The sequence below is a fragment of the Glaciecola nitratireducens FR1064 genome, assembly GCF_000226565.1.
GTDB lineage: Bacteria > Pseudomonadota > Gammaproteobacteria > Enterobacterales > Alteromonadaceae > Glaciecola > Glaciecola nitratireducens.
Genome location: NC_016041.1, coordinates 2,016,508 through 2,031,274 on the forward strand (window position 1 = coordinate 2,016,508; position 14,767 = coordinate 2,031,274).

Consider the following 14,767-nt stretch of genomic DNA (forward strand, 5'->3'; position numbering starts at 1 on the left):
GATACAGATATAGCCTATCGGTGACGAATTTTTAGTTATCTTGCATTTCCCCTTTTGCCAAGTAACTATGGTTCGTTTAGGTTCTCTCGGACAAGTGCCTCAAAATCCACTGCCGATAGAGGTTTTGAAAATAAGTAGCCTTGACCGTAATCGCAGCCAACTGCAATTAGTAAATCTCGCTGCTTTGTGGTTTCTATACCTTCTGCTATTACTTTCAAACCTAGTTTATGAGCTAGCACGATAATCGCTTCACATAGCGCCATGTTATCTGAATCTGCCTCAAGGTTTTTCACAAAGGAAAGGTCAATTTTCAAGTAATCGATATGGAATTTTTTAAGGTAAGAAAGCGAAGAGTACCCAGTGCCGAAGTCATCGAGCGATATTTCGATCCCCGCGGTATCGAAACTATCAAGCTGAGCCATCACTTGATTACTCATATCCATTAACAAGCCTTCGGTTATTTCTATCGCTACGTTTTTTGAATTCAGATTTAACTTTTTTAGGTGTTTTAGCCAATGCTTGTGAGTGGTTCTCTCGCCTCTAAACTGAGCGGGGGACATGTTAATACTTATTTGGAAATCTTGCGGGAATGTTTGCAGCCACAGCTGAGTTTGCAATGTTACCTGCTCGAAAGCCCAATCTCCTATGTTCGAGATTAGTCCAGACTCTTCCGCTATGGGAATGAATTCCATCGGCGGCACGTTGCCTAGCTCGGGATGCTCCCATCTTAACAAAGACTCGGCCTTTTGAATTAGACCTGAATTCAAATCGATAATCGGCTGATAGGCTATCCAGAATTCGTTATTTTCAATTGCGCTTCGAAGCTCATGACTTAGGCTTAGTCTTTTTTGTATTTTGTCTTGCATAGCAAGAGTAAAATAGCGTTTGCAGTTGCGACCATCATTTTTGGCAGCATACATAGCTTGGTCAGCATTCTTTATCAATGTCTCTATATTGGTACCATCATCTGGGTAAATCGCTATGCCGACACTGGCCGAAATATACCCCAAATTATCTCCCAAATGAAACGGTGCGTTTAAAGTCTGCAGAATTCTATCAGCTAGTATCCCTGTGCTTTCGATCGTCGCAAGGTTGCTCATAATAATAGTAAATTCATCACCACCAAGTCGAGAGACAGTATCAACATTTCGAATACACTTTTGAAGTCGCAAAGCGGTCTCAATTAGCAGTTGGTCACCTACATGATGACCCAATGAATCGTTAATATCTTTAAATTGGTCTAGGTCAATAGAAAACAAAGCAAACTGTCTCTCTTTGCGGTGAGATAGGAGAAGCTCTTGCATGAGCTTTGAATTGAAGAGACGCCTATTCGGCAAACCTGTTAAGCTATCAAAGTTTGCTTGTTTTTCAATCAGGTCAGTTGCGCGTTTTTTCTCTGTGATATCAGTGAGCAAGCCAACGCGCTTGGATACGTTTTTATCTGCATCATAAATAGTACTGATGGTTAACCAACCCATGTACCGCTCGCCATTTTGTCTGTTGTTGGTTATTTCACCTTGCCATCTTCCCGTCTTCTGCAGCGAATACCACATATTCTTATAAAATGCGTTGTTATGAAACTTTGAGCGCAATACATTACAAGATTGTCCAACTATTTGTTCGCTGCTCATTCCCGTCAACTTTATAAATGAGGGATTAACCGCAATAATATTGCCTTCATTATTGGCAACAACAACAGCTTCGTTTAGCGATTCATAAACCGTTGCAGCAAGTCTAATTTCTTCTTCTGCCACTTTTTGCTTGGTGATGTCGATCAATGCAATGAAACATTTACTCTGATTTTTATCTAGCTTGAAGTTGGCCTGCATCCATATTTGTTTCGAATTAATGTTCAGTCGTAATTCACAGTGTGTGTTCTGTTTTGCGCTAAATACAGAATTTAGATGGTAGTTGAATGTGCTCAAAAATTCATACTCAACAAAAGCAGCGAGGCGTTTTCCCATTAGCTTTTCAGAGGTCATATTAAAGGTATTAGCGCCTAATAAATTTATCGAACTCAATTCGCTATTTTCATTAACTGTGCAATAGCAGATTGGTGCGAATTCGAACAATTCAGTGCAGCGGTCCAAGGCTTGGCTTGTCTGTTCTTTGGTTGCTAGCAATTCTTCATTTTGCATTTCAAGTTCGATTTGATGAACCATGAGCTCATGCAATAGCCTGTGATTGTCAGCGTCGTTTGCAAAACTACCTACCATTTCCAGAGAGTTCCTTTTCGGCAGTTTATGTAGCGCTCGTTCCCTTAGCAATTCCTGTGTATTCCTATTAGTTTGTTTTACGGTCATCGCTAAGCTCCCTTTTTTCTAACTCTACTTCAAGTGATTTCAGCTGACTGATGTCAGTAAAGGTAATAACCACGCCATCAATCATATTTTCCTGAGTGCGGTAGGGCATGATCCTAACTTTAAACCAGCGTTTATTTGCGGTTATCGCCTGCGTTTCATGAAAAATCAAAGTACGTAATACTTCCTTTGCATCGTATTGAAGTGTGTCATATTTCAGTGAGCTAACGACATCAGATAGTGGTCGTCCAACATCTGAGTCAATGAGTTTAAACAACTGTGCGGACAGGGTAGTAAAGCGCCTAACGTTGAGCTTGTTATCTAAAAAGATCGTCGCTATTTCGGTGCTATTTAGAAGATTAGTCATATCGTTATTGACCCAAGTTAAGTCGTCAACTTTAGACTGTAGTTCAAAATTTAAGGTTTGCAGTTCTTCATTTAAGGACTGCATTTCTTCTTTAGACGTTGTTAGCTCTTCATTAGCAGATTGAAGCTCCTCGTTGGTTGATTGGAGTTCTTCATTAGCCGCTTTAAGCTCTTCCTGCGAATGTTTCATCTCCTCACGCATAAGTTGAACTTGTTCTCTTGCTTGACTCAGTTCATTTAGAAGAGTGTCGTCTTTCAATGTCGTTGTTTTGTGATCGTTTTTTTGCACAGGAGCCATTTGTTCAAAGGTAATCATGATTGTTCCTGCTAGCCCCTCCGGTTGCTTAATTTCTTTTACACGGATTAGCACACTCTGCTCACTACCTTCGCTTTTTGTGATATGGCCGACAAAGGAAACGATATCATTTTGTTTAAGTGCTTTTTTAATTCCCATATCGATTTCATAACGAAGACCGTCTCTTGCCATCGCATAGATATTCCAATTCGCTTTTCCTGCGGCAGGCTCTAAATATTTTCCTGTGCGACCGTTTATATAGAGGATGTCGCCATCAGCATTCACCAATACAGCCGCTGGAGCGAAGTCAAGCAGTAGGGCTTCATTGGCTAAAGATTGTAAATTCTCTGTTTTGTTATTCATATTTTTCACAGTGATTGTTTTGTTATTAGATACGATAGGGAATACGCGCGCTGGAAAATCTAAATCTGCGTGCTGTGTGCTTGTATTGATTCGATGATAGATACTCGACTTGCTGCTGGATTTTTTGAAAAGACTCGAAAACTCACCAATGGTTTCAGCTGTTCCTAGCAGCAATATGCCGCTTGGGTTTAACGCATAGTGAAACAAAGGGATGATTTTATTTTGTAATTTTGTATTGAAGTAAATGAGCAGATTACGACATGTTAAAATATCTAATTTCGTAAATGGGGGATCAACGATAATATTTTGCGGTGCAAAGACAACCATCTCACGAATTTTTTTACTAATTCGATAGCCCTTATTATCGGTCTCAAAATAGTTGCTAAGCCTAACAGAACTTATACTTTCTGCTATTTGCTTTGGATATATGCCGTCACGCGCAACTTTTATTGCCTCACTGTCTAAATCTGTGGCAAATATTTGCAATGTTGCTCCATTTTTATCTCCCAAAAACTTCAAGCATTCTTGGAACGCAATAGCTAAGGTGTAAGCTTCCTCGCCGCTTGAACAGGCCGTGACCCAAGCTCTAAGATGTTTATCCATAGGGTGGTTAGCGATTAAATCAGGGAGAGTTTTATTAATAATTATTTCCCACACATCAGGGTCTCTGAAAAAGCCCGTCACCCCAATAAGTAATTCATTAAAGAGTAAATCAAGTTCTTGAGCGTTTTTGCTTAAGTATTCATGATATTCTTCGAGCGATTTCATTTTATGGACTATTAATCTTCGTTCAATTCGACGACACAGCGTTGTGGGTTTATAAAATGAAAAATCATTACCACTTCTTTTTAACAATAGCTGAAAAATAGCATCCATCGCTGATGACGAGCTCACTGAACTTAATGAGGGAAGAGTATTATTTAGTGAAGTTCGTGGGGCATTGGAATAAACTAAAATGTTTTGCCCAAGCTCTTTTGTCGATGCAACAATATCTGTGGAATGCGCGTTAATTGCACTGAGCGGCATAGAATCGAATTTAGCAGTTTGTGGTGCTTGAGCTAACGTTAATCCCCCGTTTTTTTTAATTTCCTGTAAGCCAAGCGTCCCATCAGAGCCCATTCCTGATAAAACGATGCCGATTGCGTTTTCCTTCATATCTTCTGCTAAAGATTTAAAAAAACTATCTATCGGTAATTTTAATCCAAGTGACTTTGTTTGGGCTTTTAGATTTAAGCGGCCCTTGAGGATAAAAAGGTCTTTGTTTGGAGGAATAATATAAACGTGGTTGGGCTCTTTCAGCGTTTTGTTTTCTATTTGGCTGACAGGAACTGTCGTTACCCTTTGTAATAGCTCTGACATCATGCACTTATGATTTGGGTCAAGATGCTGAACCACAACAAATGCAATGTCGCTTGTGCTCGGAATGTTACTAAAGAAGTCCTCTAAGGCTGTTAAACCTCCAGCAGAAGTTCCGATACCGACGATTTTTATAGGATGTTTATCCACTAAATCTCGTTTGCGATGGGTGACATAAATTACTCATTAATATATAAAGAGAAACAATCGTGAACTCAGTATGCTCTTCTTAAAGTACATATGGGAAACTATTTGTTAATTTATCAACTAAAAGTAAAGTTAAGTACGATGGCTTAAAAGATGTCCTTAAATTTCCGATGGGCATTCTACTAAAAACTAGAGGAGACGTGTTGAATGGCGAAACCCAATAAAAAGACGCCCGAGTCCTCCGTCGACGTCTACTGCAATCAGTGCAAAACACAATTATTCAAGTATCGCAAAGGTGGCAAAGGTTCATTAATAAAATGTTTTAAACAACGCATTACTAAAGACTATACCTCGCAGCCTTGCACATGCCCGAGTTGTAATGCCATTTTTGCCAGAGACACTTTGGTGAGGGGTGCCCCCGCATTTAAAATTATCGGCGGCAAAGTGTTTAGTAAATAACATCATTTTACTTCGTCGATGATAGCATTCGCCAAACCGCACAAAATCAACATCGGTTGAATACAACAAGTACATCGTTTATTCTTCTTGTCCCGCAAATGCCAATTAAACCATCGGAACCACTAATGACAGATCGCTCTCTTCGCCTGCTGCTGGATTTTGATGCCTGCGCCCAAAGAGATTCTGGGCAGGCATCTGTATTCCTGCACAGACGCGATCGCAAATTCGCGCTGACCTGCAAAGAGCAATCCGTAGAAGCTACACCAAAGCGATGGATTGCCTACATAAACCGTTTTAGCGACGCTGAACTTGGGCGTGAACAATTAACCCAAACGCTCCGGTTCTGGAAGCGTGTTAACACAAGTTTTTTGGCTGTAGGCGCCTTATTTGGTATTTTTAGCATGTTAGGCCTGCTGTTTTATGATGGCGGCCAACGTATTAATGTCACTGTTATCATCGCCTTTGTCGCTTTTCAGCTTTTGCTAGCGTTGCTTACCACCACTCAGTCATTGGCAGGCTGGCAGCCATGGCGTTCAGTCATTAAGCGCTTTAGAAAAAATTCGCAGTCGGCCGTTTTAACAAGGCTTCAGCCGGTGCTTATGGCTCAGGCTGCTCAGCTAGGTGGCCTATGTTTTGCTTTCGGAGGTTTGATAACCCTGTTGATAATGGTGCTGCTACAAGATCTAGCCTTTGGCTGGAGTACCACGCTTGAGACTGATGCAAGTTCATACCATGCGATGATTGCAGCGATTGCAGCGCCTTGGGCTTGGCTTTGGCCCGCTGCTGCCCCCGAGATTGGCCTAGTTGAAGCAACTCGTTTTTTTCAGGCTAGCCTCGGGCAAAATACTATAAACCCCAGTTTATGGGGCCAATGGTGGCCGTTTATTGCTATGCTTTGGACCACTTGGGCACTGCTTCCTCGACTAATTCTCTATTTATTATCCGGAGTTTTGATTAAACGCAAGGCGCGCCAGTTGTTGTTGAAACATCCAGCGATGAGTGCATTGATGTATCGTATGGAAACCGAAACACTAGACACAGGTAATGAACACAACGATGCTTCTGATTTCCCTAATCTCAATAACCAATCAACGCTCACGCCATTGCCAAAAGCCAGTACGATATTGACTTGGGCAGGCGCGGGCGACTCAGAAATGCCAACCTTGCTTACTGAGGCGAAAAGTATTCAGGCAAAGGTAGGTGGAAGAAGCACCTTACAGGAAGATGAAGCGACCTTAGAACGAGTCGCCGCGCAACTTACAAAAGAAGCCAAGCGCTGTGTTCTCTTAGCTACTCGCTGCTGGGAGCCTCCGACCGGAGAACTGGAAGATTTTATAAACAGAGCAAAAGAGCTATGGCCTGAAGGGGCGCACATAGTGTTAGTTCCACTGGCGAGTAATATTTCACGTGAACCTGAGCAGCACCATATACAGCAGTGGCTAAGGTTTGCTGGCCGCATGCAAAGCAAATTTGTGAGTGTTAGTGTCATAAGCTCAGGTAACGATAGTCACTTTACTCAAGCAGGACCAAAAGCATGAGAAATCCACCCAATTTTGCTGTTGTAGGACATCCGAACAAAGGCAAGTCGAGCATAGTGGCTACGCTTTCTCAAAACGATGCAATCGCGATTGCACTTGAGCCAGGTACGACACGTACAAGCAACTCTTATCCATTGCGTGTTGATGGTGAGACGCTATATACATTGATCGATACCCCCGGTTTTCAAAGGCCGAGGCGCGTGCTGGAGTGGCTTAAAGCCCACAGTGTTTCTGCGTCGGATCACGCCGAAACATTAAGCGCATTTGTGGTTCAACATAAAGACGACAAGCGCTTTACTGACGAATGTGAATTGCTTACACCACTTATTCAAGGCGCGGGTATAATTTATGTCGTAGATGGTTCTGTACCTTATAGCGCAGAGCATGAGGCTGAAATGACTATCTTACGCTGGAGCGGTCGCCCTAGCTTGGCCTTGATTAATACTATTGGTTCTGAAGACTACAGCGATACATGGCAGGCAGCATTAGGACAGTTCTTTCAAGTCGTACGCAAGTTTGATGCTGTTCACGCTCCATTTAAGCAGCATCTAAGCCTTTTACGTGCTTTTGGTCAGCTGGAACCTGACTGGGAACAAACGATGGATAAAGCCACACATTATCTATCTAGGCAGCGGCAACAAAGGCAAAGTCAATCCGCCGCCATAATAGCCAAAGCGTTGACTGACATGATGTCGTTTCAAGAAAAGCGTACCTTGATGAACGATGAGTCCATTGATGAAAACGACAATAAGCTAGCTGAACAACTGCGCAAAAATTGGTATCAGCATCAACGTGAACGTGAACAAACCCTTCGCATCGACATTGAACATTTATACCAACACCAGCGCATTCGCAGACAAGAAGCCGAACTCGAATGGCACAGCGAGCACGACCTATTTTCGGAAGATAGTCGGAATCACTGGGCGGTAAGTCGTCGATACCTTGCCACGGCGGGGTTTGGCGCTGGTGCAATAAGCGGTGTGGGTATCGATGCGTTGACGTTTGGCACTTCTTTCGGAACAGGCGCTCTCTTGGGAGGTTTACTCGGGGCTGCTGGAAGTTATTATTATGGAGGGAAATTACTTTTACCCGCATTAAAAATCGCGTCACTCAATAACGGTCTTAAAACCGCTACTTTTGGTCCGGTTCAAGACAGCCAATTTGCTTACGTAGTATTAGGGCGAGCCGTCGATCACTGGTGGCATATTAGCCATAGAAACCATGCTGGTCGAGATTTACTTGATTTAGCGCCAGCGGACAGCCATTGGATAGAGGGCTTAGACAAAGAAAGCCGCCAAGTTATTCAAAAAACGATGGATAGAAGTCGTAAACAGAAGTCCTTAGATGAGAGCCAGCAGCATAAATTTCACAAAGCTCTAGAACAGTGCATTGCGGTGTACGAATTATGGCGAGCGGGTAGAACATAAATTAAACAAAGCTTTTTAGATTAGCTTATCGATTGACTAGTTTCATTCACTACAACACTTAATGCATCTGCTAGAGTAGAGTAGGTGGCGCAGTGGATTCCGTCTGGCATAAATCCTGCTTTTGCTAATGTTTTGAGTGGCTGGAATTGAAAATCAGCTAGCAATACTCGAGTATTATTGTTCTTACATTTTTCAATAAACTTATACAGTGCGGCAACGCCACCAGAATCTAAAATAGAGACACCGTCAAAATACAACACCACACCTTCTTGCTGTTCGCTTAGATGTGCAAGTTCAACAAAGACCGTGTCGGCGGCTGCAAAAAACAGCGGTCCATTGATTTTGAAAACCTTCCAACGAGGTGGTAAATCAACATCCACATGTTTTTTCTGCTCACTTATGTCTTGCACTTTCGTCATGTCCGCCACTTGTTTCATAAACAAAAGCGACGCTAGAATAATGCCAACGCTTATCGCGATCACCATGTCGAATAAAACAGTCAATAACAAACACACGACCAATACCAGCACTTCACTAGCCGGGGCTTTCTTAAGTAGATGGATGATTTTAGGAGCTTCACTCATATTCCAAGCCACCATTATCAACAAAGCTGACATACCCGCCATTGGGATATATGCCAAAATTGAAGTGAGTGACAGCAAGGATATTAATACGACGAGCGCATGTATCATGGCGGCGATAGGACTGACTGCTCCTGCCTTATAGTTTGCTGCAGAACGCGCAATTGCTGCAGTAGCAGTGATACCACCAAAAAATGGTGTCACTATGTTGCCAATACCTTGACCGAGTAATTCGCTGTTAGCACTGTGTTTTTTCCCCGACATGCCGTCGAGTACAACTGCGCACAGTAACGACTCGATAGCCCCGAGCATGGCAATTGCAAAAGCGGCAGACAATAAGTCACTTGCTAATTGCCAGCTCAGCACCAATGGTAGTTCGCCGTCTTGAGAGCGCAGCCAAGGCCATTGAAAGTCAGGCAACATTGATGGAATACCCGCTGCCAATGAGCCATCAGAAAGGGTAAAGCTAAAGGTAGAACCAATCGTGTCTACCTCAAAACCTTGTTGGTTTAGTATCAATGTCATAACACTGGCGACGACAATAGCAGGGAGATGCGCAGGTATCGCCAGCTTCATCTTAGACCACAATTGAAATACTACAATGGTGATCATTCCGACCAGCAGTGTCGGTAATGAAAGCTCTGGTATTGCTTCAACTAAGGCGACAACTTTGCCCGCAAAGCTTTCCGGCATCTCGCTTATATTTAAGCCGAAAAAACCTTTCATTTGCAGTATTGCTATTACTACGGCAATGCCGCCGGTGAAGCCTAGGGTTACTGACTCCGGTATGTATTGAATATATCGTCCTAGCCGCAATACAGCCATGATGATCAGAATAATGCCAGATAATATACTGGCAAGCAGTAAACCTGACAGCCCATATTGATGAACGATAGGGTATAAGATAACCACAAATGCGGCGGTAGGGCCCGATACACTAAAACGGGAACCGCCGGTAAGCGGGATAATAAAACCAGCAATAATAGCGGTATATAGTCCGTACTGAGGTGCGACACCAATGGCGATGGCGAGTGCCATTGCCAATGGAATGGCAATGATACCAACGGTTAAACCGGCTAATAAATCTTTAGAGAATGCTTTGCCTTTATAAGGACCGTCATTTAGAGACTCCTTAAGTGCATGGCCAATTCTCAAAGAGAATAAGTGGTTTCTATATTTCATCGTCTAGTAATCCCGTCCCCAATATTTTATAAACGCGCTAACACATGTGCTTGACTATATGCTCATTGGTCTACAATTCAACTAGCAAAGCTGAGACTGGTAATCTATTTACACTTCATTTTATTATGTCATGATAACGTTGTATAACATCTTATCTACTTAATTATTTAAAGGATTATTGTGACCAAGATACAGCATATAGGTATTTTTACTTCAGGCGGTGACGCTCCCGGTATGAATGCGGCACTATTTGCAGTGGTAAAAACCGCTGAGACTCTCGGCATAAAAGTGAGTGGTATACGAAGAGGGTTTGAAGGTTTGATTGATGATGATCTAATACCGCTTCAATCTCAGCAATTGCAAAAACAAATGCACCTAGGCGGCACTATTCTTAAAACAGCCCGTAGTGAGCGTTTCAAGTCTAAACTGGGACAAGAAAAGTCTGTGCAAACAATTAAAGACAATAAACTTGATGCGCTTATTGCTATTGGTGGTGATGGTACTTTTCGAGGTATGTTATCGCTATCAAGTATCAGCAATATTCCCTTTATAGGCATCCCCGGTACAATAGATAACGACATAGCGGGCACTGATTATACGCTCGGGTTTGATTCAGCGGTGAATACAGCGATAAAGTGTATTGATAATATTCGGGATACTGCTGAATCTCATAATAGAGTGTTTTTAGTCGAGGTGATGGGACGCGACTCTGGCTATATTAGTATTTATTCAGGTCTTAGTTGTGGTGCGGATTCCATACTGATACCCGAAAGTGCCCAAGATTTCACCTATCTTTTAGAGAAAATTAAGAATTACAGCAGCGAAGATGCATTTATCGTGGTGGTTGCGGAAGGAGATGAGGTAAGTGTTGAAGAAGTTTCTTCAAAAATACGGAGCGTAAACACTGATATAGATTTGCGAATAGCTAAGCTCGGTCATATTCAGCGAGGTGGAAACCCTTCTGCTCAAGATCGTATGTTGGGTATAAGGCTAGGTGTGCTCGCAACTAAAGCGCTCTTTCAAGGTGAATCAAATAAAATGGCGGGGGTCCGCAATAATAGGCCGACATTAAGCGCGTTTGAGTCTCGAGTGAAAGAACATATAATTGACGCTGAGCTACAAGCTCTTTTAACATTATTTTGTAAGTAAGAACTTGTTTGCTCATTAGCATCTGCTGACATCCGCTACTCTTAATTATTGAAAACCCCTTTCATAATTCCATTTGCCTATCTTATTTTTATCAAGGGCTTACCACATTGTAGTAAGGGAAGTCCCCAATATTGCTAACGCAAACGAAACGCTATACTACGCTCATTCATAGTTGCTGTTAATTTAATTCTCGGACGGCTAGACTGATGAAGGAAGTTAATTTTGAGCACCTTAACCAAACAGAATCAAACAATTCTTGGTAAATTCGGCTTACACACGCTACTTGTGGGCGTATTGTTTATTCTTATGGGGACTGCAGGGATAATAGTACCGGTTGTTATGTCGCTCGGAACTGTTATTTTTTCTGCTTGGTTATTGTTCCTAGGCGGCGTAATGTGGGGAATTTACACTTACCGCTATGATCGCAAAGGCTTCATAAACTGGATTAAATCAACTCTGCTTATTACCGTCAGCATACTAATGCTCCTATATCCGATGCCAAGTATAGAAGCTTTGGCTCTCTTGTTGGCTATTTATCTGTTAGTGGACGCTTTTAACAGTTTTCTCTTAGCAAATTCAATTTATCCGGCGAAGAGTTGGTTTTGGATGGCGTTCAATGGTTTTACGTCGCTGCTCTTAGCCATTTTATTTTTGTTTGGTTGGCCAAGCACTTCACTATATTTAGTGGGTCTGTATGTCGGCATCAGTCTATTTTTTGATGGGTGGGCATTGTTTGCGATTGGTTGGGCGCTGAGAAAAGCATAAGATAATTTATTAATTGTGTTTGTTAACTATTATTTATCGTTTTTCTATTAGACAAGTTGTAAAAATAAAATAGCGCCGTTGCTATACATACCCCCGCAATTGCAACAGCCATATCTTTTTGAGCATCCCATATATCTCCTTGCGTCCCTAAGTAAGAAATACCTTGTTCGGCAAAGAACAAATCAGCAACTAACCATTCTATAATTTCATAAAACGCACCAACAGACACGACTAACAGTGAAGGTACAGTAAGCGCAACGTTTTCCGGGTATTTTAACCATTTCGAAAAACATTCCCACATCGGGTAGAAGAGTAATAGCCCGAAGCTAAAATGAACAAAACGGTCATATTGATTTCTAGGTGAATTAAAAATTTCTTGAAAATAAAACCCCAAAGGATTTTCGGCATAGGTATATTTTGAACCATACACGTGCATACATAAAAAAATGCAGAGTAACAGATAACTAAAGTTGTTGAACCTGAACGCTCGGTAAGTGCTGATTAAAAAAATCAATGAAATGACAGTAAGGGTATTTTCAATAATCCAATTTGCCATGTCGGTAGTTCCGATTAATGAATTTCCCCATACAGCGACAAACAATAAAGTAAAAACAATCAACTGATACTGATTTCCTTTCTTAATATTACTTAATAAATTCATTTTGAGCACTCCATTCCCTGAAACAATAAATCTGTGAGAGGCATCATAATTAGATATCCATAAATCTTGACTGAGGTCAAAAACTATACATCGTTTTGCGCTACTTTGATTGTATAAATTACAAGCTTGATAAATTAAATATTACGAGGTTTTACATGTTTACCACTATAAAAAGAGTACCTATTTACTTTTTGTTATCGACATTGCTGCTGCTTTGCGCTTGTGCCACACCCAGAGGCGAAAATGAGGCAGGAGGAATGATCATTGGTGGGATTTTAGGAGGAGTACTTGGCCATCAAGTAGGGAGTGGCAGCGGACAAACAGCAGCAACAGTAATTGGTGCCATGATCGGTACTACCATCGGAGGAAATGTAGGCAGGAGTATGGACAAAACCGATCGCCTAAAAGTTAGCCACTCTCTTGAAACAGTCCGAACAGGTGTAGAAACACGCTGGAAAAACCCAGACACGGGGTATCAATATCGTGTTGTTCCCACTCGCACTTATGAGGCGCCAGAAGGGCCTTGTCGTGAATACACCGTGGATGCAAGTATAGGCGGAAAAACAGAGCAAATCTATGGCACCGCGTGCCGTCAAGCAGATGGCAGTTGGCAGGTGAAGAGTTAATTAATGGTGGCTGATAGTAAGCCAAATTAAACTTGGAAAGAATAGGGGGCTTGTTAATTTGCAGCAGATATAATAACAATGCCACCGCCGACAATGAATTACTTTTTAACTAGTTCTTCAATTTTTATTCAATGGTATAAATTAATAGACGCTATCTTAGTAGACTAAGCTTTAACGATGCGTAAACTACTCGCCAGTTTACAGTTTTATTCATTATGAGTAGGGCAATATGTCCAAAAAAGTGTCCTATGATAAAAGCTCTTTCGGCTAACCTTGATGAAATTGAAACAGCTGCATTAGTGTCGTATGCGTATATTAGCTATGACTTAGACCAATATTCCTCCGCTATAGAAACGCATATTTGTGTCTCTATTGCCCTCTAAGTTGAAAGCGTAAACTATGTTAAAAAAACTGTGGTCTTTATTTTTTACACCCCGAAAGGTGACGGCATCAACTCTATCAACAGAGCAATTGCAAACTGATAATTCAGCTACTTTGCCCAAGGCTACTATACTTTCCGAAGAAAACCTTTTAGACCAAGCATTATCAGCAGAAGAGATTGAGAGTAAACGTCAATCAGTGGAAAATGAGGCCAAGCAAGCCAGTCATTCACTGCAAAAGTCTGAACTCCTATTTTACGATTATTTACTTGGAGCCTCAAAATCTGACAGTACGATAAGTGCACTTGAATATGACATTTTGGTTAATGTCAATGAAGCTCTATCGAATCCAAAAAAAGCACTAGAGAATTTTCCTCAATTGCCTCAATCTTTAAATCAGCTCATGGGTTTCTTGGGCGAAAATGATTTTGACTTAAACGAATTTTGCAAGGTAGTAGAGCACGACCCTATAGTGGCAACACAATTGATAGCGGTCGCTAATAGCGCTCAATATAATCATAGCGGTAAAGATGTCACCGATATAAAGCAATCATTTATGCTATTGGGTAGTCAAGGCGTGAAGGAACACGTTCTTCAGGGATTTGTTAAAAATTTATCTAAATGCAGCCCTATCTACTTTAAAACATTTGGCAAAAAGATCTGGAAGCATAGCGATGATACGGCAGCGGTATGCCGACACTTGGCGAAAGAAAGAGGTCTTGATACTGAAACTGCATTCTTAATTGGCCTTGTTCACGATATTGGCAAAATATTTATTTTCAAATTAATGGTGGAATCCTTTCGAAGAGTGCATCCAGATGAAGAGCTCCAATCTTTAGTGGTTAAAAAGTTACTACAGAAAAAGTCAATGGAACTCAGTATTTTTACCATTAGAAAATGGGAACTCCCCGAAATTATTGAGCGTGCAATTACCGATCTCGCGTATTACCAACAACAAAAACCAAAAACCCCCTTAGGTCAGTTACTCGTTGAGGCAAACTGCATTAGTGAATTGTGCTTAATAATGGAAGATAAGATTATTACGTCAGAAGAGCTTGATGTTGAAGTCGCTCTGTTGCACCTCCCAGATGATGCGAAGAATTATCTTTATACCCGTTTAGAAAACCTTCAATGACATGAATAGATAGCGTTCTGCATATCATCAATTGCAC

At 41.5% G+C, this 14,767-nt stretch carries 12 protein-coding genes; 8 read left to right on the plus strand and 4 right to left on the minus strand.

The features are described 5' to 3' along the window. Window positions 1–65: 65 nt before the first annotated feature. Both GNIT_RS08765 and GNIT_RS08770 read right to left on the minus strand, forming a co-directional pair. Window positions 66–2,216 (minus strand): putative bifunctional diguanylate cyclase/phosphodiesterase, encoded by a 2,151-nt coding sequence (locus tag GNIT_RS08765; protein WP_014108824.1) that lies wholly within the window; start codon window positions 2,214–2,216, stop codon window positions 66–68. 67 nt (window positions 2,217–2,283) lie between these two features. Beyond that, complete coding sequence (locus tag GNIT_RS08770; RefSeq protein ID WP_014108825.1) at window positions 2,284–4,830, minus strand: chemotaxis protein CheB; 2,547 nt, start codon at window positions 4,828–4,830, stop codon at window positions 2,284–2,286. A 204-nt stretch (window positions 4,831–5,034) separates the two neighbouring features. On the opposite strand from GNIT_RS08770, the gene GNIT_RS18390 reads away from it, so the two are divergent. From GNIT_RS18390 to GNIT_RS08785, 3 genes are all read left to right on the plus strand, one after another. Next, entirely contained in the window at window positions 5,035–5,286 is a 252-nt protein-coding gene (locus tag GNIT_RS18390; RefSeq protein WP_014108826.1) for a hypothetical protein, read from the plus strand. A gap of 125 nt (window positions 5,287–5,411) precedes the next feature. Continuing rightward, complete coding sequence (locus GNIT_RS08780) at window positions 5,412–6,824, plus strand: DUF2868 domain-containing protein (protein ID WP_014108827.1); 1,413 nt, start codon at window positions 5,412–5,414, stop codon at window positions 6,822–6,824. Then, the gene (locus GNIT_RS08785; protein WP_014108828.1) at window positions 6,821–8,251 is read left to right on the plus strand and encodes a GTPase/DUF3482 domain-containing protein; all 1,431 of its coding nucleotides are present in this window, start codon (window positions 6,821–6,823) and stop codon (window positions 8,249–8,251) included. Before GNIT_RS08780 ends, GNIT_RS08785 begins: the two co-directional genes overlap by 4 nt. Window positions 8,252–8,271: 20 nt before the next feature. Here GNIT_RS08785 and dauA read toward each other — a convergent pair whose 3' ends face one another. Further along, entirely contained in the window at window positions 8,272–10,014 is a 1,743-nt protein-coding gene (gene dauA, locus GNIT_RS08790) for a C4-dicarboxylic acid transporter DauA (protein WP_014108829.1), read from the minus strand. A gap of 180 nt (window positions 10,015–10,194) precedes the next feature. Here dauA and GNIT_RS08795 point away from each other — a divergent pair, with 180 nt between their 5' ends. Both GNIT_RS08795 and GNIT_RS08800 read left to right on the plus strand, forming a co-directional pair. After that, complete coding sequence (locus tag GNIT_RS08795; protein WP_014108830.1) at window positions 10,195–11,163, plus strand: 6-phosphofructokinase; 969 nt, start codon at window positions 10,195–10,197, stop codon at window positions 11,161–11,163. Between the two features lie 222 nt (window positions 11,164–11,385). Beyond that, on the plus strand, window positions 11,386–11,928 hold the full coding sequence (locus GNIT_RS08800) for an HdeD family acid-resistance protein (protein ID WP_014108831.1): 543 nt from the start codon (window positions 11,386–11,388) through the stop codon (window positions 11,926–11,928). A 22-nt stretch (window positions 11,929–11,950) separates the two neighbouring features. Here the strand turns inward: GNIT_RS08800 and GNIT_RS08805 are convergent, their stop codons facing one another. After that, window positions 11,951–12,589 carry a DUF2238 domain-containing protein gene (locus tag GNIT_RS08805; protein ID WP_041246363.1) on the minus strand — a complete coding sequence of 213 codons (639 nt, stop codon included), beginning with the start codon at window positions 12,587–12,589 and terminating at the stop codon, window positions 11,951–11,953. A gap of 155 nt (window positions 12,590–12,744) precedes the next feature. On the opposite strand from GNIT_RS08805, the gene GNIT_RS08810 reads away from it, so the two are divergent. The 3 genes from GNIT_RS08810 to GNIT_RS08815 all read left to right on the plus strand — a co-directional run bounded on the left by GNIT_RS08810 (window position 12,745) and on the right by GNIT_RS08815 (window position 14,730). Next, window positions 12,745–13,215 carry a glycine zipper 2TM domain-containing protein gene (locus tag GNIT_RS08810; protein ID WP_014108833.1) on the plus strand — a complete coding sequence of 157 codons (471 nt, stop codon included), beginning with the start codon at window positions 12,745–12,747 and terminating at the stop codon, window positions 13,213–13,215. 248 nt (window positions 13,216–13,463) lie between these two features. Further along, window positions 13,464–13,598 (plus strand): hypothetical protein, encoded by a 135-nt coding sequence (locus GNIT_RS18485; RefSeq protein ID WP_014108834.1) that lies wholly within the window; start codon window positions 13,464–13,466, stop codon window positions 13,596–13,598. A 16-nt stretch (window positions 13,599–13,614) separates the two neighbouring features. Beyond that, on the plus strand, window positions 13,615–14,730 hold the full coding sequence (locus tag GNIT_RS08815; RefSeq protein WP_014108835.1) for an HDOD domain-containing protein: 1,116 nt from the start codon (window positions 13,615–13,617) through the stop codon (window positions 14,728–14,730). The last annotated feature ends 37 nt before the right edge of the window (window positions 14,731–14,767 follow it).